Origin of the sequence: Achromobacter anxifer, assembly GCF_903652925.1 — a bacterium.
Taxonomy (GTDB): Bacteria; Pseudomonadota; Gammaproteobacteria; order Burkholderiales; family Burkholderiaceae_B; genus Achromobacter; species Achromobacter anxifer.
In genome coordinates this window covers 522,607-543,014 of the sequence record NZ_CAHLAR010000003.1, presented here as the reverse complement: position 1 = coordinate 543,014, position 20,408 = coordinate 522,607, and the positions used below count along the sequence as shown (strand labels likewise).

The following is a 20,408-nucleotide window of genomic DNA, read 5'->3' as shown; positions in this document are numbered from 1 at the left end:
GCCCGCCTTGCTTAGCGGTAAACGATCACCGGCAGCGTCGAATGCGCCATGACCTTCTGCGTCTGACTGCCCAGCAGCACGGCGGTAAGTCCGCCGTGGCCGCGCGAGGCCATGGCGATCAGGTCGCAGCCCTGTGTCATCGCGACATCGATGATGGTTTGCGACGGGTCGCTGCTCTCGCGCATTTCCGTGGTGCAGGGTACCCCCGCGGCGCTGGCCTGGGCGGCCGCCTCGGACAGGTACGCCTTGGCCGATTCCGTGGCCTCGCGGACATATTCCGAATGCACGCCTTCCAGGTGCACGGTTTCCATGGAGGTCGGACGGAACGGGCTGTACACCGTCAGCACCGTGACGCTCGCGCCTAGCGCGCGGGCCAGGCCCAGCCCTTGTGCCAGGCCGGCAGAGGAGCGGGCGGATCCGTCGATGGGGATGAGTATGTGCTTGTACATGACGACCTCCTGAGGGTGGGGAGGGCTGCGCGAGTCCGGGCGGCCCTAGGAGCGTGAACAGCAACCGCTATGCCCATGCTACCCCTTGTGGAGGCCCTAGCCTACCTTCCGCTCTTCGAGCACCCAATGCGCGTCCCGCAATTGCTTGCGCGCCAGCTTGCCGTTGGCGTTCTTGGGCAGTTCGGCCACCAGTTCGATGCTGCGGGGCTTCTTGAAGTCCGCCAGGTGCTTGCGGCAATGCTCGATAAGGTCGGCCGCCGTCGTGCCGTCGCCCGGCTTGAGCACCAACACCGCCTTGACGGCTTCGCCCCACACCTTGTCGGGCACGCCGAAAACGCAGGCTTCATACACGCCCGGATGCTGGTATAGCGCTTGTTCGACCTCGGTCGGATAGATATTGAATCCGCCCGAGATGATCATGTCCTTCTTGCGATCCACCACGTAGAGAAAGCCTTCGTCGTCCGTCCGCGCGAGGTCGCCCGTATGCAGCCGGCCGTTGCGCAGGGCTTGCGCGGTCAACTCGGGTTCGCGCCAGTAGCCGGCGAAGACGTCAGGACCGCTGACGGTGATTTCGCCCACCTCGCCGGGCGCGACCTCCCGGCCGTCTTCGTCCAGCAGGCGGACTTCGCTCTCTCCGAAGGGACGCCCGCAGGACAGCAGCCGCTCGGGGTGGCGCGCCATGGCTTCCGCGTGATCCAGAGCGCTCAGCAACACCAGGCCGCCGGTGGTTTCCCCGGCGCCATAGCCTTGGCTGAGCTTGGGGCCCAGGGCCTCCCAGGCCTCGCGGATGCGGGCCGGCGCCATGGGCGCGCCGCCATAGGAAATCTGCCGCAGCGACGTCAGGTCATGCTGATGCAGGCGTGGATGCGCGATCAGCATGTTGACCATCGTCGGCACCATGAAGCTGAAGGCGGCGCGGTGCCGGGCCGCGGAAGCCAGGAAGCTCTCCGGGTCGTAGCGGTCGTGCAATACGATGGTTCCGCCCTGGAACAGGAACGGCTGCATGAACATGCCGCTGGCATGTGTGATAGGTCCGGCCAGCGCCAGCACTTCGCCCGGATTGGCGCGCATGCGGCCCATCACGACCTTGCGCAGGGATGCCAGCCGGTTGCCGACGGTCTGCATGGCCGCCTTGAGCTTGCCGGTCGAGCCCGACGTGAAGTGCAGCACGGCCAGGTCGTCGGGCTGCATCGGAATGTCCGGGTTGCTGTCGGCGGCGGCTTCCAGCAGGCGCTCATACGAACGCCAGCCTTCTATGTCGCGATTTCCCGTCACCAGCCTGTGCCGCACGCCCTCCAGTCCGCCGAGTATGGACTCCGCTCCTTCCACATGGGCCGGGTCGACAATGAAGGCCGCGGCCTGGGCGTTGTTGACCGAGTCCAGCACTTCCTGGTTCGACAAGCGCGCGTTCAAGGCCACCTTCACCAACCCGGCCTTGTAGAGCGCGCATTCCAGCTCGATGATCTCCGGGCAGTTCCAGGCCAGGATCGCGACCCGGTCTCCCTTGGCCAGCCCAAGGCCCAGCAGCGCATTGGCCAGGCGGTTGGACCGGGTCTCCAGCTGTCCGAAGCTCAGCGTCCTGTCGCCGAAAATGACGGCGGGGCGGTCGCGCCAGTAGCGCGCGTTGCGGGTGGTGTATCGGCCTTGGTTCATGGTCTGTCCGTGTCGGGGTTTTGCGTGGCGCTATCGTGCGATGCCGCAAGCCCTGAGCGGATAACCAAGCCGCGGATTCTCATGCCGCGCCGTTATCGCGGCAGCGCGATTCCCTGGCGTTATGGAATTCGCCCGCTGCGGCATCATGTGCCGACGGCTCGCGGGTTACCTCTATGCGAAAGCGGGCCGGCACCGGCGCGCCTCGTACAAGAACTGGAGACAAGATGAACAAGCGAAATCCCCGCCTCAGGGGCAGAGCGGCCCGTGCCCTGGTGTGCGCTGGCCTGGGCCTCGCCGCGCTGATGGCGGGCCCCGCGCAGGCGTCTGGCGCGGCGGCGTCCGGATATCCCGACAAGCCCATACGCTTCGTCGTGCCATTCTCGGCCGGCGGCCAATTCGACTACATCGCCCGCCTGGTCGCGGTGCCGCTGGGCAAGGATCTGGGCCAGACCATCATTGTCGAGAACGTGGGCGGGGGCGGCGGCAACCTGGGCGGAGCCAAGGTCGCGAACGCGCCCGCGGATGGCTACACCCTGCTGGAATACGGCGGCAATTTCGCCATCGCCAAGCACCTTACGCCCAATCTGTCGTTCGACCCCATTGCCGATCTGACGCCGGTATCCGGCCTGAGCATCGCGCCGCACGTGGTCCTGGTCAGCAAGGCCTTGCCGGTCAAGACGTTTCCGGAGCTGCTTGCCTATGCCCGCGCCAATCCGGGCAAGCTCAGCTATGGCAGCCCCGGCATAGGCTCTTCGATGCACCTGACGTTCGAAACGCTCAAGCAGCATTTCGGCCTGGATGCGATCCACGTGCCATACCGGGGCGGCAGCAACGCGCTCAACGATCTGGTGGGCGGCCAGATCGATATCGCCATCGTGGCGGTGGCGCCGGCCATGCCTTTCATCGCGTCGGACAAGATCCGCGCCTTGGCCGTCACCAGCGCCAAGCGCGCGGCATCCCTGCCAGAGGTTCCCTCGGTGGCGGAATTGGGCTACGCCGGGTTCGACAGCGGCAGCTGGGCCGGCATCGCCGTGCCCAAAGGCACGCCGCAGGCCATCGTGGACCGGCTCAATGCCGCCGTCGGCCGCGCGATGCAGGACCCTCAGGTATTGCAGGCGCTGGCGTCGCAGTCGTTCACGCCCATTCCCGGCACGCCGCAGCAACTGCGCACGCTCATCGACGAGGAGTCGGCCCGCTACGGTCCGCTGATCAAGAAACTGGACCTGAAGGCGGACTAGGCGGGGCGCGGGGCCGAGGCGCCCGAGCGGGTGCGGGCATGGTCCCGCAGTATTTCCAGCAGCCGCTGCGTGAGCGGCGATTGATAGCTGTTGCGCCGCGTCAGCACGCCGATCTGACGGTGCCAGGTCATGTCGTCCAGGGGCAGGATGCTGAGGCCCTGGCCGGCATGCGCGGACAAGGTGATTTCGCTGACCAGCGTCAGCAGGTCCGTGCTGTGCAGGATGCCCAGCAAGCCCGATACCGATGCATTGGATTCGATCATCACATTGGGCGGAGCCGAGCCGTGCTGCTCGAATTTGGCTTCCAGCCAGCGCCGCGATGCTGCTTGCGGGCCGGGCAGCATCCATTGGTAGCCCGCAAGGTCGGCAAAGCGGATCTTGCGGCGGTCCAGCAAGGGATGGCCGGGCCGGGCGGCGACGAAGAGTTTGTCGGAGAACAAGGGTTCGCGGTCGAATTCCGCCGCCGTGGCGGATTCGAACAGCGAACTGATGGCGAAGTCCAGGTCCCCCTGGCGCAGGGCGGGAATCAAGGCGTCGTTCAGGCTGACCATGACCTGGACCTTGGCCGCGGGCCGTTGCGCCAGCAGTTCCACGCAGGCCGGATTGAAGAAAGGTTCGGCCAGCAGGGGCGTGACCCCGACGCGCAGCAGGCCGATGCTGCCGCGGTGCAGGTCGCCGGCTTCCTGCATGGCGTCGTCGAGCTCTCGTCTTGCCTGCATCGAACGCTGATAGAACGCCCGCCCTGGCACCGTCAGTTCCATGCCCTTGGGGGTGCGGATGAACAGCTGCAGCTTCAGTTCTTCTTCCAGGCGCCGGATGCCTTTGGTCAGCGCGGGCTGGCTGACGCCGATGCCATCGGCGGCCCGGCCCACGTGGCCCAGCCGGGCGACCGCCAGGAAATAGTCCAGATCTTCCAGCCTCATGATTCCGCCGCGTTATCGAAAACGAAGAAAAGATAATTGCGAGGATGCTGGGTGCTGTCAAGCTGGGGGCTACTCAGAGGAGACGACATGCCCCAAGACAACACGCTGGCCGGCCTGCGTGGCCGTTTGCAGCAATACCTGCAGGACGAGCTGATACCGCTAGAACAGTCGCTGGGACTGGGCTACGAGGACAAGTTCGCGCGCGACCTGGTGCAGTCCGTGTGGAAGCGGTGCCGGGAGCTGGGGTTCTATGGCGCGCAGCTTCCGCGCGAACTGGGCGGACAGGGGCTTTCCTACCGCGACCTGTGCCTGCTCAAGGACGACGTCGCGGCGTCCGGCGCGATCCTGTTTCCCCATGTGCTGGGCGATTGGGGCGGCCCTTCGCGCATCGGCAACCTGGTCCAGTACGCGACGCCGTACCAGCATGATCGCTACATCATGCCCGTGGTCAATGCCGAGCGCGGGGCCTGCTTCGCCATGACCGAGCCGCAGTCGGGCTCCGATGCCACGCGCCTGCAGACCACTGCCGTGGCCGACGGCGAAGACTACGTCGTGACGGGGGTCAAGCACTACATCACGGCCTCGACCTTCGCCGACTTCGCCATCACCATGTGCGTCACCGATCCCGAGCGGGGAGCGGAGGGCATCTCGGCGATTTTCATCGACCTGGACAGCCCGGGCGTGCGGCTGGTGCACGATTGCGTGCCGATGACGGGGCAGTACGTCGATGCGGACATCGTGCTGGACCAGGTCCGCGTGCCGAAGAAGAACCTGATCGGCCAAGAGGGGCAGGGTTTCAAGATCGCCATGAACCGCGTCAGCGTGAACCGCCTGCTGCATTGCCCGACCATGATAGGGCTGGCGCGCCAGGCCTTCAGGCTGGCGCTGGACTATGCCAGGCACCGCCAGCAATTCGGCGGCCCCATCAGCCGCTTCCAGGCCATACAACACATGCTGGCCGACATGGCGACGGCGCTCTACGCCTGCGAACAGATGGTGCTGGCCACGGCCGACCGCGCCGATGCGGGCGAGGACGTGCGCGAAGCCGCCTCGATGTGCAAGCTCTTCGTGTCGGAGCGCTGCTTTGAAATCGCCGACAAGGCCATGCAGATACACGGCAACGTTGGCGTGACGAAGAATCATCCGGTGGAATTCATCTTCCGCCGCCTGCGCCTGTACCGCATCGTCACCGGCACCAGCGAAATCCAGCGCAACACCATTGCCAAGGGGCTGCTCGCATGAGCGCCGGCGCGAAGCCGGACGCGGCGGGCTATCTGAGCGGCTTGTCGGTGCTGGACATGGGGCAGCTGCATCCCGGGCCCTACACCGCCATGCTGCTGGGGCAACTGGGCGCAACCGTGATCAAGGTGGAGAAGCCGCAAGGCGACACCGCCAGGCAACTGGGCGCGGAGACTTTCGCCAAGTACAACCGCGGCAAGCAGTCCATCTGCCTGGACCTGAAGCGCGAGGAAGACAGGCGCATCCTGCTGGATCTGGCGGCGGGCAGCGATGTCGTGGTGGAGGGGTTCAGGCCCGGCGTGATGGCGAATCTGGGGCTGGACTATGCGCAGTTGGCGCGAGCCAACCCGCGTATCGTGCTGTGCTCGATTTCAGGCTTTGGCCAGACCGGTCCCTATGCGCAACGTCCCGGCCATGACGTGAACTACATGGCCCTGGCCGGATACTGGGCCGTGCCGTCGCAGGTCCGCGATGTGGTGGCGCGGCCCCGGCTGCGCCTGTCGGATTACTGCGCGGCCATGCATGCGGCGCTTGCCATACTGGCTGCCGTGCAGGACGCGCGCCAGTCTGGCACAGGACAGCATCTGGACGTGTCTATCCACGACACCTTGACGGCATGGATGGCGCCGGCCCTGCATGCCATGAACGGCCCGTCAGGTGGCGCCGTGGAGAACCTGACGCACGTCATGCCCGACAATGACATCTTCGAAACGGCGGATGGCCGGCATCTGGCCCTCGGCATCCTGGAGGAATCGTTCTGGCACAACCTGTGCGAGGCGCTCGCGCCGGCCTGTCCCGAGCTGGCCCTGCCGCGCTATCAAACGAGGGCGGGGCGGATGCGGGAGAAGCGGGCATTGCACGATAGCCTGAGCGCGCTGTTCAAGAGCCGCCGCCTGGCCGATTGGGAGCAGGTCTTCGCGGGTCGGGACATACCCTGGGCGCCGGTGCTGCTGCATGACGAGGTGTTCGAGGATCCGCATGTGCGCCACCGCGCCATCGCCGCGGATACGCCGGACGGACTCCGGGTCGGTTTCCCCGTGAGGTTCTCCAAACCCTTGCCGGCCTCAGGGGGCGAAGTGCCCGGGCTGGATCAGCATCGGGAGCAGATTCTGGCGCGCTTGCGCGCCGGCCGCGGCTGAGGTGCAAGGCGCGGCTTCTGGACATCCTGGCCCGCGCACACGGCGCAAACAAAGAAAAAGCCCTTGCATGCGCAAGGGCTTGATTTCTTGTCCTGGCGGAAGCGGTGAGATTCGAACTCACGAACGGTTGCCCGTTGCCGGTTTTCAAGACCGGTGCAATCGACCACTCTGCCACGCTTCCGGGTACTGCATATCGCCAGGCAATCCGGCCACTGGGCAAACAATCTGCCACGCCGGAAACACGATACGCCGTAAAGGGCGCAATAATAATCCATTTGCTGCAAAGGAGGCACGCGATGCACGCCGTAGAAATCTCTCGCCCTGGTGGCCCCGAGGTCCTGGTCCCCGTGGAGCGCCCCACGCCGGAAGCCGGCGCGGGTGAAGTCCTGATCAAAGTCAGCGCGGCGGGCGTCAATCGCCCCGACGTGTTCCAGCGCAAGGGCAACTATGCTCCGCCGCGCGGCGCCTCGGACCTGCCGGGCCTGGAAGTGGCCGGCGAGATCGTCGGCGGCGACCTGGCCGGCAGCGGTTTCGCGTTGGGCGACAAGGTCTGCGCCTTGGTGGCGGGCGGCGGCTACGCGGAATATTGCGTCGCGCCCGCGGCGCAATGCCTGCCCATTCCCAAGGGCCTGTCCGACATCGAGGCCGCCGGCTTGCCGGAAACCTATTTCACCGTCTGGAGCAACGTGTTCGACCGCGGGCGCCTGTCCGAAGGCGAGGCCCTGCTGGTGCACGGCGGCGCCAGCGGCATCGGCACCACGGCGATCCAGCTGGCCCGCGCCATGGGCCACAAGGTCTACGCCACGGTGGGCAGCGACGACCGCGCCCGCGCCGTGGAAGCGCTGGGCGCCGAGCGCGGCATCAACTACAAGACCCAGGATTTCGTGAAGGAAGTGCTGGACGCCACCGGCGGCCGCGGCGTCGACGTGATCCTGGACATGGTGGCCGGCGATTACATCGGCCGCGACATGCAGTGCCTGGCCGATGACGGCCGCATCGTCATCATCGCCCAGCTGGGCGGAGCCCACGCCAATGTGGATACGGCCCAGGTCATGCGCCGCCGCCTGACCATCACCGGCTCCACCTTGCGTCCCCGTCCGGTCGCGTTCAAGGGCGCCATCGCCCGCGCCCTGCGCGAACAGGCCTGGCCCCTGCTGGAAAAAGGGGCCATCAAGCCCATCGTGCACGCCACCTTCCCGCTGGCCGAGGCCTCCCGCGCCCACGCCATGATGGAAAGCGGTGAAAACATAGGCAAAATCATCCTGACCATGTAAGAAATGGGGGGCGCTCGGCGTAGCGCCCCGCAACAGGATACAATCACGGGTTTCGCCTGGAATTTTTTCCAGGCAGGCCCGTGGGCGGTTGCTACGCAGCTCCAGGCTCGCCCCAGTCCAACCGTTACAGATACCTCGCCATGACTTCAGTCGAAAACCGCGCCCGCCTCGTGCTGGGCAACTGGAAGATGCACGGCAACCTGGCCGAGAACGCCGCGTTGCTGACCGAGCTGCGCGCCGCGGATGCTGCGAGCCACTGCGAAATCGGCATCTGTGTGCCGTTTCCCTATCTCGCGCAGGCAGCGTCGGCCCTGACCGGCAGCAGCGTGTCCTGGGGCGCGCAAGACGTCAGCGCCCACGAAAAGGGCGCCTACACCGGGGAAGTCTCCGGCGCCATGCTGAAGGAATTCGGCTGCCGCTGGGCCCTGGCCGGCCACTCCGAGCGTCGCGTGCTGCACGGCGAAACCGACGAAGCCGTGGCTGCCAAGGCCCAGGCTGCGCTGGCCGCCGGCCTGACGCCGGTGGTCTGCGTCGGCGAATCGCTGGCCGACCGCGAAGCCGGCAATACGCTGGCCGTGATCGAACGCCAGCTGAAGCCCGTGCTGGCGCTGGGCGCCGAGGCGGTTTCACGCATGGTCCTGGCCTACGAGCCCGTCTGGGCCATCGGCACCGGCCGCACCGCCAGCCCCGAGCAGGCGCAGGAAGTCCATGGTGCCATCCGCGCCGCCCTGCGCGCGCTGGGCGCTGCGCAGGTGCAAGTGTTGTACGGCGGCAGCGTCAAAGCTGCCAACGCCGCCAGTTTGTTCGCCATGACTGATATCGACGGAGCCCTGGTCGGCGGCGCGTCGCTCGTGGCCGAAGAATTTTTGCGAATCGCCGCCATCTAAGTTTCCGTTCCGGAGTCTGTAATGCCCTTGATGCTCAAAGTTTTGCTGGCCGTCCAAGTGATCTCGGCGCTGGCTATCATCATGCTGGTCCTGCTTCAGCAGGGCAAAGGCGCCGACATGGGGTCCGCTTTCGGCAGCGGCTCGGCCGGCAGCCTGTTCGGCGCCACCGGCGCGGCGAACTTCCTGTCGCGCGCGACCAAGTGGGCCGCCGTGGTCTTCTTCGCCTCCACCGCCGGCCTGGCCTATGTCAGCCACAAGGGCACTAGCGGCCCGGCCGTCGATTCCGGCGTGATGCAGAGCTTCCCGGCCGACCGTTCGGTGCCGCAAGTGCCGGGCGCCGCGCCTGGCGCGCCCGCCGGCGCTTCCTCGGTGCCGGGTTCGTCCTCGGTTCCCGGCGCCGGTTCGGCGCCCGCGGCTCCGGCCAAGCCCGACGCGTCGGTGCCCTCGGTGCCCGCCGCGCCCGCCACCCCAGCCGCTCCGGCCGCAGGCGACAAGCCCGCCGAAACGCCGGCGAAGTAAGCCGCAGCGAACGGAAAGGCCGGCATATGCCGGCCTTTTTCATGGGTTGCGCCAGCCTGCGATAATGCGCAGGCGCGGCGGCCGGCGACAGTATCTGGTCCCCGCCTGCACAGGCATACCCGGATTGGCCCCATGGAAAAGCGTTTGATGCCATCGATGATGGCGCTGCAATGTTTCGAGGCGGTGGCGCGGCACATGAGCTTCACGCGCGCCGCCGAGGAACTGCACATGACCCAGAGCGCGATCAGCAAGCAGATCGCGCAGCTGGAGGCGCTGCTGCGCAACCCGCTGTTCCTGCGCGTGCGGCGGCGCCTGCAGCTGACGCCCGCGGGTGCGCTGTACCAGTCCGAGGTCAGGGCCATCCTGAACCAGGTGGACATGTCCTCGCGCTACATCCTGACCTACGGCAGCGAGACCCAGGTCCTCACCATCGGCACCCAGCCCACCTTCGGCGCGCGCTGGCTGATTCCGCGGCTGCAGGGCTTCATGGCCGCGCACCCGGACATCCAGGTCAAGGTCCGCAGCGAGACCCGGCCCTTCGACCTGATGCAGGCCAAGATCGACATTTCCTTTTTCTTCGGCCACGGCACCTTGCCCGGCGCGCAGTGCCGCGAACTGTTCGAGGCCGAGGTGGTGCCGGTATGCGCGCCCGGCTATCTGCCAGGCGACCGCGTGGAGAGCCTGGAAGCGCTGAGCGCGCACGCGCTGATCCAGTGCGCTTCGCGTCCGGAAGCCTGGCACGACTACTTCTCGCGCCAGCAGTTCCAGTCCGACCGCAGCTACCACGGCCCCCGCTTCGATACCTTCTACATGTGCGTGCGCGCGGCCGAGGGCGGCTGCGGCATCGCGCTGACGCCGCGGCTGCTGGCCGAAGAGGAACTGCAGGCCGGCAAGCTGGTGATTCCCTGGGACTACGTGCAGCCCAGCGATGGCGCGTACTTCGTCGCGTACTCCGAGCATTCGGCCGAGGTGCCGAAGATCAAGCACTTCGTCGCCTGGGTGGAAGACGAGGCCGCGCGCAAGCGCGCGCGCGATGCCCAGCGGGCGCGGTCCATGAAAAAACGGACTGATTAAGCCGATTTTTTTCATTTGATCGCGGGCGCGTCGCGTGATTTCATGCGGCCATCTTGTTTATCGATGCGCCGAGCCCGCCATGAGTCAGAATTTCGTCAATCCGGATCAGATCCGAGCCTGGTTCTCCCGCGCCATGTCCGACATGTACAAGTCGGAAGTGCCGCTGTACGACACGCTGCTGGACCTGGTCGCCCAGGTCAACGCCAAGACCCTGGCCGCACAGCCGGAACTGGCCGCGCAACTGGCGCGCACGGGCGAGATCGAGCGCCTGGACATCGAGCGCCACGGCGCGATCCGCGTCGGCACCGCGCAGGAGCTGTCCAATATGCGCCGCGTGTTCGCCGTGATGGGCATGCAGCCGGTGGGCTATTACGACCTGTCGCCGGCCGGCGTGCCGGTGCATTCGACCGCGTTCCGCGCCACTCACGAAGCCTCGCTGCAGGCCAGCCCGTTCCGGGTCTTCACCTCGCTGCTGCGGCTGGAACTGATCGACGACGAGGCGCTGCGCGAGAAGGCCGCCCGCATCCTGGCCGCGCGCCAGATCTTCACGGATCGCGCGCTGAAACTGGCCGCGCGCTTCGAGGCGCAGGGCGGGCTGGACGAGGTCGACGCGCGCGAGTTCGTGGCCGAAGCCCTGCACACCTTCCGCTGGCACAGCGAGGCGACCGTGAGCCTGGCGGACTACCAGGAACTGCATGGCCAGCATCGCCTGATCGCCGACGTGGTGGCCTTCAAGGGTCCGCACATCAATCACCTGACCCCGCGCACGCTGGACATAGACGAGGCCCAGGCCGAAATGCCGCGCCGCGGCGTGTCCGCCAAGGCCGTGATCGAAGGTCCGCCGCCGCGCAAGTGCCCGATCCTGCTGCGCCAGACCAGCTTCAAGGCGCTGGAGGAAGCGGTCCGCTTCGCCGGCTCCGACGCCGGCAGCCACACCGCCCGCTTCGGCGAGATCGAGCAGCGCGGCGTGGCCCTGACCCGCAAGGGCCGGGCGCTGTACGACCATCTGCTCGACCTGGCCCGCAGTCGCATCAGCGGCGCGCCCAACGAAGGCAATGCGGACGCCTACATGCGGAACCTGCAGGACAGCTTCGCCGCGTTCCCGGACGACTACGAGCAGCTGCATGCGCAGGGACTGGCCTATTTCCGCTACTTCCTGACCGGCAAGCAAGGCGCCGAGCCTGACGCCGACCTGCAGACCTTGATCGCGCAGGGCCATATCCGTTTCGAGCCGCTGGTGTACGAGGACTTCCTGCCCGTCAGCGCCGCCGGCATCTTCCAGTCGAACCTGGGCGACAAGGCTCAGGCCGAATACGCGCAGAACGCCAGCCAGGCTGCCTTCGAGCAGGCCCTGGGCGCCAAGGTGCAGGACGAGCTGGCGCTCTACCAGGACACGCAGGACCGTTCGCTGGCCGCCTGCCTGCAAGCGCTGGGAGCGCAAGCCGGCTCGCCGGTGGCCGCATGAGCCGTCTGGACCGCTGCCTGTCCGTGCGCGACTTCGAGCGCGAAGCGCGGCGCATCATGCCGCGCTGCGTCGAGGGCTACGTCTGCGGCGGCACCGAGGACGGCGCTTCGCTGGCCGAGAGCGTGCGCGCACCGGGCGAGGTCGGCTTCCGGCCGCGCGGCCTGCGCGTGGTCGAACAGCGCAGCAGCCAGGTCGAGCTTTACGGCCAGACCTACGCCATGCCGGTCGGCTTCGCGCCCACCGGCTTCTCGGCCATCGTCATGCATGAGTGCGACCTGGCGCTGGCGCAGGCCGCGCAGCAGGCTGCCATCCCCTTCATCATCAGCGGCGCGTCCAGCGTGCCCCTGGAACGCCTGCAGCAGGCCACGGGCAAGCGTTGCTGGTACCAGGCCTATCTGCCGGGCAATACCGAGCGCATCGCCAAGCTGTTGGCGCGGCTGCGCCAGGCCGAGATTCCGGTGCTGGTGGTGACCATCGATACCTGCGTGGGCGCCAACCGCGAGAACCTGCAGAAGCTGGCCTTCACCGTGCCCTTCAAGCTGAGCCCCAGCGTAATGCTGGACGGCATGCGCCATCCGCGCTGGAGCCTCAACGTCTTTCTGCGCACGCTATTGGGCAGCGGCATCCCCAGGTTCTCGAACCTGTACGAAGAGATCGGCCCGCCCATCACGCAGGATCCGCCCAACGGCTTTCGCGGCGAACGCGACAAGCTTTCATGGGAACACATCCGCTGGATCCGCGAGAACTGGCCGGGCAAGCTGGTGCTCAAGGGCGTGATGCATCCCGACGACGCGCGCCTGGCCTGCGCGGCGGGCGCCGACGGCGTGATCGTGTCGAACCACGGCGGACGCCAGCTGGACGGCTGCATCTCGCCCCTGCAGGCGCTGCCCGACGTGGTGGCCGCGGTGCCGCCCGGCTTCCCGGTCATGGTGGACGGCGGTTTTCGCCGCGGCTCCGACGTGCTCAAGGCCGTGGCCCTGGGCGCGCGCATGGTCTTCACCGGCCGGCCCCAACTCTTCGGTGCGGCCGTGGCCGGCAGCGCCGGCATCCGCAAGGTGGCGGAGATATTCCGCAGCGAGATTTCGACCAACATGGCGCTGCTCGGCTGCGCCACGCTGGCGGACCTGACTCCGGATCTGATCGCGCCGCTGCGGCCGGCAGGCTCCGCGTAGCGCAGGCGGCGTCGCCGCCTCGGGGCAGGACTGCCCGCACAACAACAAAAAAACGGCGCGCACCCCATGCGCGCCCATCCGTTTTCGACAGGAGGAAACATGAAGAAGATCTACACCAAACTGGCCGGCGCGGCGGCGCTGCTTGCCTGCGTCGCCAGCGCCCCGGCGCAGGCCCAGGCCGGCGCCTACCCGACCAAGCCCGTGAAGCTGGTCGTGGGCTATGCCCCCGGCGGCACCACCGACATCAGCGCGCGCATGATCGCCGAGGTGTTGGGCAAGGAATTCGGCCAGACCTTCGTGGTCGAGAACAAGCCCGGCGCCAACAGCAACATCGGCGCCGAGTCCGTGGTTCGCGCGCAGGCCGACGGCTACACCCTGTTCGTGGGCTCGATCTCCACCGCGATCAACCAGTCGCTCTATTCCAAGATGTCCTATGACGCGCTCAAGGATCTGGACGCAGTCGCCTTGCTGAACGTCGTGCCCAACATCCTGGCCGTCAACGCCAGCGTGCCGGTCAAGTCGGTGCAGGAATACATCGCCTATGCCAAGAAGAATCCCGGCAAGCTGACCTGCGCCTCGCCTGGCAACGGCTCGTCCGCGCACCTGGGCTGCGAGCTCTTCAAGATGAAGACCGGCATCGACATCCTGCACGTGCCGTACCGCGGCAGCGGCCCGGCCGTGGCCGATCTGCTGGGCGGCCAGGTGGATTCCATCTTCGACAATCTGCCGCCGCTGCTGCCGCACGTGCGCGCCGGCAAGCTGACCGGCCTGGCCGTCACCACCGGCAGCCGTGTGCCGTTCGCCCCGGAAATCCCGACCATCGCCGAATCCGGCGTGGAAGGCTTTGACGTGGCGGCCTGGTTCGGCGTGTTCGCGCCCGCCGGCACGCCGCCGGAAATCGTCCAGAAGGTCAATGCCGCCATCAACAAGGCCCTGAGCTCCGACGCCACCCTGGCCGCCAACTACCAGACCAACGGCTTCCTGATGCCGCCGCCGCCCAACACGCCGCAAGCGTTCAAGGCCTTCATGGAAAGCGAAACCCGCAAGTGGGGCGAAGTCGTCAAGGCGACCAACCTGCAGATCAACTGATCGGCCAGGGCAGGGCCGCTTGCGGCCCTTCCGCGCTTCAGGGGACGGATCGGTGGCATTCGCGCGACAAAGCGGGCAGGGCTCACCGGATTCTCGATTTGCGTGATAGAATGTTCGACTTTCCAGGAAAGCACGCTTTTCTGGCTTGATTTAGCCGACGTGGTGAAATTGGTAGACACGCTATCTTGAGGGGGTAGTGGCGAAAGCTGTGCGAGTTCGAGTCTCGCCGTCGGCACCAAGATTTTTTCCAGGCATGCTCCTGGAATGCAGAAAGCCCGCAAGAATCCATTTCTTGCGGGCTTTTTTGTTGCCCGGCGCAACGGGAGGCGGAGCAGGGCAAGGCTGGCTATGGCGCCGGGCAACCAAGAGCCGGCAACCAAGAGCAGATAACATGGCGCACACGCCAGTATCCGCTCCGCGCCATGACTCAGACGATTTCCGCACAGCAGGACCTTGATAAGAGCCAGGCGGTCATAGACCGTCTCTTGCCGCTGACCACGCCGTTTTCCGGTTCGGATCAGGAGCTGAAGGAGCATCTGGTGGCCGCCTGGTTCACCAAGCTGCGGAACTTGCGGCGCTTGGGAAAGACGGCCGAGGAAGTTCAGTCGGCCGATGCGCTGGCCGTGCATCTGGAAGGGGCGGTTCCCGAGGATTGGCCATGGATGGCCAGGGCGCAGTTCGCCAAGGGCGCGGCCCTGGCCGCCGACGGCAAGCATGAGGATGCCTTGGCGGCCTGGCGTCACCTGGAGCAGCGCTTCGAGCATGTCGAGTCGCTGGCGGTGCGCGAGTGGCTGGCTCGCGCGGGCATGGAGGTCATCGCGCTGACCGTGCATCGCGGCGCGACCTTTGCCCGCGTCGACATGGTGCGCGAGGCGGATCGCCTGGAGCAGCGCTTTGGCGATGACGCATGGCCTGCCACGCAGGCGCTGGTGGCCAAGATCCGGCTGCGCAAAGCGGAGCTGTTCGAGGATCTGGGATATCGCCAGCAGGCGCTTGAAGGCTATGCGCGGCTGCAGAGCGATTTTCAAGAGAGCGATGCCGACGATCTGCGCGAAGCCGCCGCCGACGCGGCCCTGGCGCAGGCGCGGCTGTTGGCGGACAAGGACTGGCCCGGCGCTTTGCAGGCCATGGACGCGTTGTTGCGGACTCATGGAGGCAGTTCAAGCACCGGCATACGCCAGACCCTGGCCCTGGCGCATCTGGATCGTGTCTTCTGGTGGCATCTGTCCAGTCTTGACGCGCCGGAGCACAGCAGCAAGCCTGAACAGGCGGTGCTCGCCTGCGAGCAGATGGAGGCGCAGTTCTCCGACACCGATAGCGTGATCGAGGTGCGTTGCCTGGGACGCTGCTTGCAGGCCCACGCCGAGGCTTTGCACGAACTGGCTGACCAGACCGAGGACGAAGAGCAGGCCGCGAGCCTGACGAGCAGGGCCGAGGCCTTGAGCGAGCAGCATTGGCAGCGCCATTGCGGGCATGCCGATGCGCAAGTGCGCCGCACGGCCGTGATCGCCTGGATCGATGCCCTGGAGATGCGTGACGAGGAAACCGCAAGGCAGGGCTATGGGCAGGTGCTGGAAAGACTGGGCGATGACCGCGTCGCCGCGCTTCAGGAGCCTCTGGCCAGGGTCTGGTACAGGCTGGCCGGGACCGAGGACACGCTGGGCTCGCCCGAGCGGGCCCTGGAAACGCTCGATGCGTTGCGGCGGCGTTTCGCGGATGACGATGACGCGGCGGTCCGCCTCGTCGTATGCCGCGCCATGCGGCAGAAGGCCCGCTTGCTCAAGCACATGGGCCAGCATGAGGCTGCCCTGGGCGCGCTGGAGGACATGACGAGGCTGTCATTGCCCGTCGAGCCCGGCGGCGCGCAGCAGACCGCATGGCGTCAGCTGCAAGCATCGTCCATGGAGCTGGAAGCGGAAATCTGGGGCGATCTGGCGCCGCCCAAGCATGCGCATCCCAGCGGAAAGAATGACAACGATGAGCCGATACCGGTTCCCGACGTGACCGAAGCCGAGCGGCGGCGGGCCGCCGTGGGCGATAGCCTGCTGGAGCGCTTTGGCGACGACGAGGACACGGCCGTGCGGCTTTCCGTCCTGGACGCCCTGTACGACCTGGCCGTCAGCCAGCGCGAGCGCCTGCATTTCGAGGAGGCCGTGCAGACCTACCAGAAGCTGCTGCGGAAGTTTGCCGCCGACAAGACCGAAGCGATCGAGTCGCGCGTGGCCAGCAGCTACCTGAATCTGGCCTATCTGCAGATGCAACTGCTGGAGCGCAACGAAGAGGCGCTCAAGACCTACGATGCGCTGCTGGCCCACTGCGGCTCCAGCACCCGGCCGATTGCCCGCGACACCGTGGCCCGCGCCAATGCCAGCCGCCTGACCTGTCTGAACCGCCTGCAAGGACAGGGCGTTGCGGTGGACTATGGCGCGCAATACGAGCCCGTGGCGCCGCAGCGGCTGCAGGAGATGAAGGCTGTGGTGGCGGAGGGCCGCAAGCTGCAGGATCAGGAAAACTACGGCGATGCGATCGCGCGGTACGAGCAGGTCGCCAGTGCGCATGTGGAGTCGCTGCATCCCGAACTGCGCGCCATCTGCCTCGACGCCCTGGTCAACAAGGGATTCTGCCTGGCGCGGCTGGGGCAGCGCGAGGCCGCGATCGTCGTCAACGATGAAATCGTCGCGCGCTACAGCGACGACATGAATCTGTCCTTCGACAAGGATGTGGCGCTGGCGCTGTCGAACAAGGCGGTGCAGCTGGACAAGCTGGGGCGCCATGAAGAAGAGCTTGCCGTCTACGACGAGATCATTCGCCGCTGGGAGGGCAACACGCTGAGCTATCTGCGCCTGCGCGTGGCGCGCGCCATGTGGAGCAAGGCGCTGACCCTGGCCGAGCGGGACGTGGCCGGGGCGGAGGCACAGTACCGCCGCGTCGTGCACAACTATCTGGACGACGGCGAACCCGACGTGCGGCTGGAGGCGGTCAAGGCCTGCGTCAACCTGGGGGCCTTGCTGCGCAAACAGGGGCGCTACGCGGAGGTCATTCCCTGGCTGGAAGAGAAGCTGCAGCAGCTCGGCGACGAAAACGCTCCGGGCTTTGCGGTGCAGATCAACTGGATGCGCCTGCAGCTGGCGCGTTCCTACGGCAAGGTCGGCGCGAGCAAGCAGCAACTGGCCCTGTACGAGCAGTTGATCCTGCTGCCCAAGGGGGTATTGAATCGGGAGCAGCTGGATGCCACGCTGGCCGAATACCGGGCCTGCAAGCCTGGGACGGGATTGCAGATACTGCGCAAGAAGCTGGCCGGCATGTTTGGCGGGAAGAAAGGCTAGGCGTGTCGCCAGTCCGCCCCGGTCCTGCCGGCATGGCCGAAAAAAAAACCCGCAGCTCCCACGAGCGTGCGGGTTTTTTGCGCCTGGCCCCGGAAGCGGGCCAGACACCGGTTGCATCATTCCTTCTTGTACGCCAGGTAATCCTGATGGATGCCAATGTGATCGGCGATGTAGCGGGCGTCGTGCCAGACCCCCCAGATGAATGAGGAACTGCGATTGGTCAGGTTTGGCAGGCCAAGAAAGTAAATGCCCTTTTCGGCGGAAATGCCGCGCTTGTGGATGGGGTAGCCCTTCTCGTCGAAGGTGTCGACGTCGATCCAGCTGAAATCGACCTTGAAGCCCGTGGCCCACAGAATGGTCTTGATGCCGGCCTCGGCCAGATTCAGGCTGAGGATGGGGTAGGTGAGGCATTCCGGATCGGGCAGCAGCTTCCAGGCCTCGGGCTCGGGCGGAAGGTCGAGGCCGTTCTGCTCGATGTAGGCATCGGCCTCGCGCAGCACTTCGAAGTAGTCGGCATCGCCCTGGGCAACATCGCGGCCCAGGTTGTCGGCGAAGTGCAGCACGCCGTTCTCGTAGGAGGTCGTGATGCCGACCAGCTGGATGCCGTCGCGGGCAAGACGCCGGAAGTCGACGGTCTTGCCGTTTTCGTAGCCGCTGACGGCAAAGGCCACGTGTTCGCGCTTGGGCTTCTTCTTGACTTCATCCCACATGCCCAGCGCGCCCAGCCACCAGCAGTAGTCGCGTTCGCGGTAGGAGCGCGGCGGCCGGTAGTGTTCGCCCACGGACAGATAGACGGTGCGGCCGGCCTGGCGGAGTTCTTCGGCGATCTGCGAGCCGGAGGCGCCGGCGCCCACGACGAGCACGGCGCCGTCGGCCAGTTGGCCCGGGTTCTTGTAAGCCGAGGAATGCAGCTGCTGGATGCCGGCGCTTTCCGGCACGATCTTCGGGTAGGTGGGGACCTGGAAGGGGCCGGTCGCGGCGACCACGTGCTGGGCTTCTATGGTGCCCGCGGAGGTGGTGACGGTGAAGCCCGGGCGCTTCTCATTGCGCTTGACGCGCAGGACTTCGACGCCGGTGCGCACGGGCGCCTTCAGCATCTTGGCGTAGTCCTCGAAGTACTGGGCCATGCGCTCCTTGGGCGGGAAGACGTCGGGCCCGACGTCATCGAACTTCAGGCCGGGAAAGCGGTCGTGCCAGGCGGGGCCGTTGGCGACCAGCGAATCCCAGCGCTCGGAGCGCCAGCGTTCGGCGATCCGCTTGCGCTCGAGCACGATATGCGGAATCCCCATGGCGCCGAGGTGCTCGCTCATTGCGATGCCGGCCTGGCCGGCGCCGATCACCAGCGTATTGGTTTTTTCAATTGACATGTGAAGATCCTAAGGAATACCGAGACCCTGGTGCGTCTCGAGGCTGACACGAAGATCAAGGAACGGAAGGCCGGCGTACCGCAAGCACGATCAGAGTGCGCGCTGGACGATTGGCAGGCAGTGTGATCCCGAAGCCCCGAGTTGATAACTTCGTTTTTCGGACGGCTGACTTAGGAAAAAGCAAAGGTGCCGGTTTGGCCGTCCGGCGGGCGTCGCTGAGCCCCCGGGGGATCGCGATTTCTTTTTTCCGATGGCCCCCATCAGCTTCGGCAACGCACTGCAAATAGGGCTTTGCCGTATTCTTGAAACCACCAGAACGCTGACGTCGCACCCTTGCGCGCCATGTGGCCATCGCCTGTTTTTCCCGGGATTTTCGCGCCGGGAGACTGAACTCCGTGAGTGCAGCAGCCATGCCGAACAGTCCCTATTCCTCCGATAGCTCCAGCGCGGTCAGCCTGGAGGGAGTGGTCAAGAAATACCGCGATCACGCGGTGCTCCAGCAGGTGTCCCTGAAAATCGGGCGCGGCGAGTTCCTGACGCTGCTGGGCCCGTCGGGCTGCGGCAAGACCACCTTGCTGAACCTGATCGCGGGCTTTGCCGACGCGGATGAGGGCGAGATCTTCATCGACGACACGCCGGTCACGGCGCTGCCGCCGTATCAGCGCCAGATCGGCATCGTGTTCCAGAACTACGCGCTGTTTCCGCACATGACGGTGGAGCGCAATATCGCCTATGGCCTGCGGATGCGGCGCGTGCCGGCCGCCGAGATCGAGCGGCGGGTGCGCGAAGCCATGGCCCTGGTCAAGCTGGACGGGTTGGGCGAGCGCAAGCCGCGCGAGCTGTCCGGCGGCCAGCAGCAACGCGTGGCGTTGGCGCGGGCGCTGGTGATCCGTCCCAAGGTGCTGTTGCTGGACGAGCCTTTCTCCGCGCTGGACAAGAGCCTGCGCGGCGCCATGCAGGTGGAAATCCGGGATATCCAGCGCAAGCTCGGGGTGACCACGATCTTCGTCACGCATGACCAGGGCGAGGCCCTCAGCATGTCGGATCGCATCGCCGTGATGAGCCAGGGCGTGATCCGGCAGGTCGCCACGCCGGACGAGCTGTACCGCAATCCGCAAGACCCCTTCGTGGCGTCATTCCTGGGCGACGTCAACATCCTGCCCGCCCACTATCACGGCACCAGCGCGGAAACCATACAGCTGCGCCTGGGCGCGGGGCTGACCCACATCCCGCGCCACCGCCTGGTGGGCGGCTCGCACGAGGGGCACCGGCTCGATCTCTACGTGCGGCCGGAACATATCAAGCTGGAAGCCCTGCACAGCGGCTCGGTCCTGAGCGGCACGGTGGTCAATCACGTCTTCCAGGGCGACCACGTGGACCTGTACCTGGAAGTGCACATTCCCGTGGAGGGGCGCCAACACGTCATGGTGCGCACCTTCGACCTCAACAGCATCCATGAATGGCCCGTGGGCGCCGTGGCAGGCCTTGCGCTGCCCGGCCACGGGGTCAGTGTCTTCAACGCGTCGTCCTGAAGACGGCGGCCACGCTGTTCCACACCTTTCCTGGCGGCCGCGCCTGCGCAGCCGCCGAGTTT

At 66.4% G+C, this 20,408-nt stretch carries 16 protein-coding genes and 2 tRNA genes; 13 read left to right on the top strand and 5 right to left on the bottom strand.

The annotated features are described in order from the left end of the window. Positions 1-11: 11 nt before the first annotated feature. Positions 12-449: a universal stress protein gene (locus HWY37_RS11765; protein ID WP_175205039.1), complete on the bottom strand. Its 438-nt coding sequence runs from the start codon at positions 447-449 to the stop codon at positions 12-14. A gap of 96 nt (positions 450-545) precedes the next feature. Then, positions 546-2,102 carry an AMP-binding protein gene (locus HWY37_RS11760; RefSeq protein WP_175205038.1) on the bottom strand — a complete coding sequence of 519 codons (1,557 nt, stop codon included), beginning with the start codon at positions 2,100-2,102 and terminating at the stop codon, positions 546-548. 224 nt (positions 2,103-2,326) lie between these two features. Here HWY37_RS11760 and HWY37_RS11755 point away from each other — a divergent pair, with 224 nt between their 5' ends. Then, positions 2,327-3,340: a Bug family tripartite tricarboxylate transporter substrate binding protein gene (locus HWY37_RS11755; protein ID WP_175205037.1), complete on the top strand. Its 1,014-nt coding sequence runs from the start codon at positions 2,327-2,329 to the stop codon at positions 3,338-3,340. On the opposite strand, the gene HWY37_RS11750 is transcribed toward HWY37_RS11755, so the two are convergent. Then, positions 3,337-4,263: a LysR family transcriptional regulator gene (locus HWY37_RS11750; RefSeq protein WP_175205036.1), complete on the bottom strand. Its 927-nt coding sequence runs from the start codon at positions 4,261-4,263 to the stop codon at positions 3,337-3,339. The two genes, HWY37_RS11755 and HWY37_RS11750, sit on opposite strands and share 4 nt — an antisense overlap. Positions 4,264-4,350: 87 nt before the next feature. On the opposite strand from HWY37_RS11750, the gene HWY37_RS11745 reads away from it, so the two are divergent. Then, a complete protein-coding gene (locus HWY37_RS11745; RefSeq protein WP_176088687.1) occupies positions 4,351-5,505 on the top strand; it encodes an acyl-CoA dehydrogenase family protein in 1,155 nt (384 codons plus the stop codon). Then, on the top strand, positions 5,502-6,641 hold the full coding sequence (locus HWY37_RS11740; protein ID WP_176088686.1) for a CaiB/BaiF CoA transferase family protein: 1,140 nt from the start codon (positions 5,502-5,504) through the stop codon (positions 6,639-6,641). Before HWY37_RS11745 ends, HWY37_RS11740 begins: the two co-directional genes overlap by 4 nt. A gap of 93 nt (positions 6,642-6,734) precedes the next feature. Here the strand turns inward: HWY37_RS11740 and HWY37_RS11735 are convergent. After that, positions 6,735-6,822, bottom strand: a tRNA-Ser gene (locus HWY37_RS11735). Between the two features lie 115 nt (positions 6,823-6,937). Between HWY37_RS11735 and HWY37_RS11730 the strand changes: the two genes are divergently transcribed. From HWY37_RS11730 to HWY37_RS11690, 9 genes are all read left to right on the top strand, one after another. Next, complete coding sequence (locus HWY37_RS11730) at positions 6,938-7,915, top strand: NAD(P)H-quinone oxidoreductase (RefSeq protein ID WP_176088685.1); 978 nt, start codon at positions 6,938-6,940, stop codon at positions 7,913-7,915. A gap of 140 nt (positions 7,916-8,055) precedes the next feature. Continuing rightward, positions 8,056-8,802 carry a triose-phosphate isomerase gene (tpiA, locus tag HWY37_RS11725; protein WP_054450238.1) on the top strand — a complete coding sequence of 249 codons (747 nt, stop codon included), beginning with the start codon at positions 8,056-8,058 and terminating at the stop codon, positions 8,800-8,802. Between the two features lie 21 nt (positions 8,803-8,823). Further along, positions 8,824-9,321, top strand: coding sequence for a preprotein translocase subunit SecG (secG, locus tag HWY37_RS11720; protein ID WP_176088684.1), 498 nt, complete (start codon positions 8,824-8,826; stop codon positions 9,319-9,321). Between the two features lie 132 nt (positions 9,322-9,453). Then, positions 9,454-10,395, top strand: coding sequence for a LysR substrate-binding domain-containing protein (locus HWY37_RS11715; protein WP_176088683.1), 942 nt, complete (start codon positions 9,454-9,456; stop codon positions 10,393-10,395). Positions 10,396-10,474: 79 nt separating this feature from the next. Then, entirely contained in the window at positions 10,475-11,860 is a 1,386-nt protein-coding gene (gene hglS / locus HWY37_RS11710) for a 2-oxoadipate dioxygenase/decarboxylase HglS (RefSeq protein WP_176088682.1), read from the top strand. Continuing rightward, entirely contained in the window at positions 11,857-13,032 is a 1,176-nt protein-coding gene (locus tag HWY37_RS11705) for an alpha-hydroxy acid oxidase (RefSeq protein ID WP_176088681.1), read from the top strand. The genes hglS and HWY37_RS11705 overlap by 4 nt, the downstream gene beginning before the upstream one ends. 99 nt (positions 13,033-13,131) lie before the next feature. Beyond that, positions 13,132-14,121, top strand: a complete 990-nt coding sequence (locus HWY37_RS11700) for a Bug family tripartite tricarboxylate transporter substrate binding protein (RefSeq protein ID WP_175205029.1) — start codon at positions 13,132-13,134, stop codon at positions 14,119-14,121. Between the two features lie 153 nt (positions 14,122-14,274). Further along, positions 14,275-14,359 (top strand) — tRNA-Leu (locus tag HWY37_RS11695). Between the two features lie 184 nt (positions 14,360-14,543). Further along, a complete protein-coding gene (locus HWY37_RS11690) occupies positions 14,544-17,447 on the top strand; it encodes a tetratricopeptide repeat protein (RefSeq protein ID WP_176088680.1) in 2,904 nt (967 codons plus the stop codon). Between the two features lie 116 nt (positions 17,448-17,563). Here the strand turns inward: HWY37_RS11690 and HWY37_RS11685 are convergent, their stop codons facing one another. Further along, a complete protein-coding gene (locus tag HWY37_RS11685; RefSeq protein ID WP_175205027.1) occupies positions 17,564-18,814 on the bottom strand; it encodes a flavin-containing monooxygenase in 1,251 nt (416 codons plus the stop codon). A 410-nt stretch (positions 18,815-19,224) separates the two neighbouring features. On the opposite strand from HWY37_RS11685, the gene HWY37_RS11680 reads away from it, so the two are divergent. Continuing rightward, entirely contained in the window at positions 19,225-20,346 is a 1,122-nt protein-coding gene (locus HWY37_RS11680; protein WP_175205026.1) for an ABC transporter ATP-binding protein, read from the top strand. Positions 20,347-20,408 lie beyond the last annotated feature (62 nt).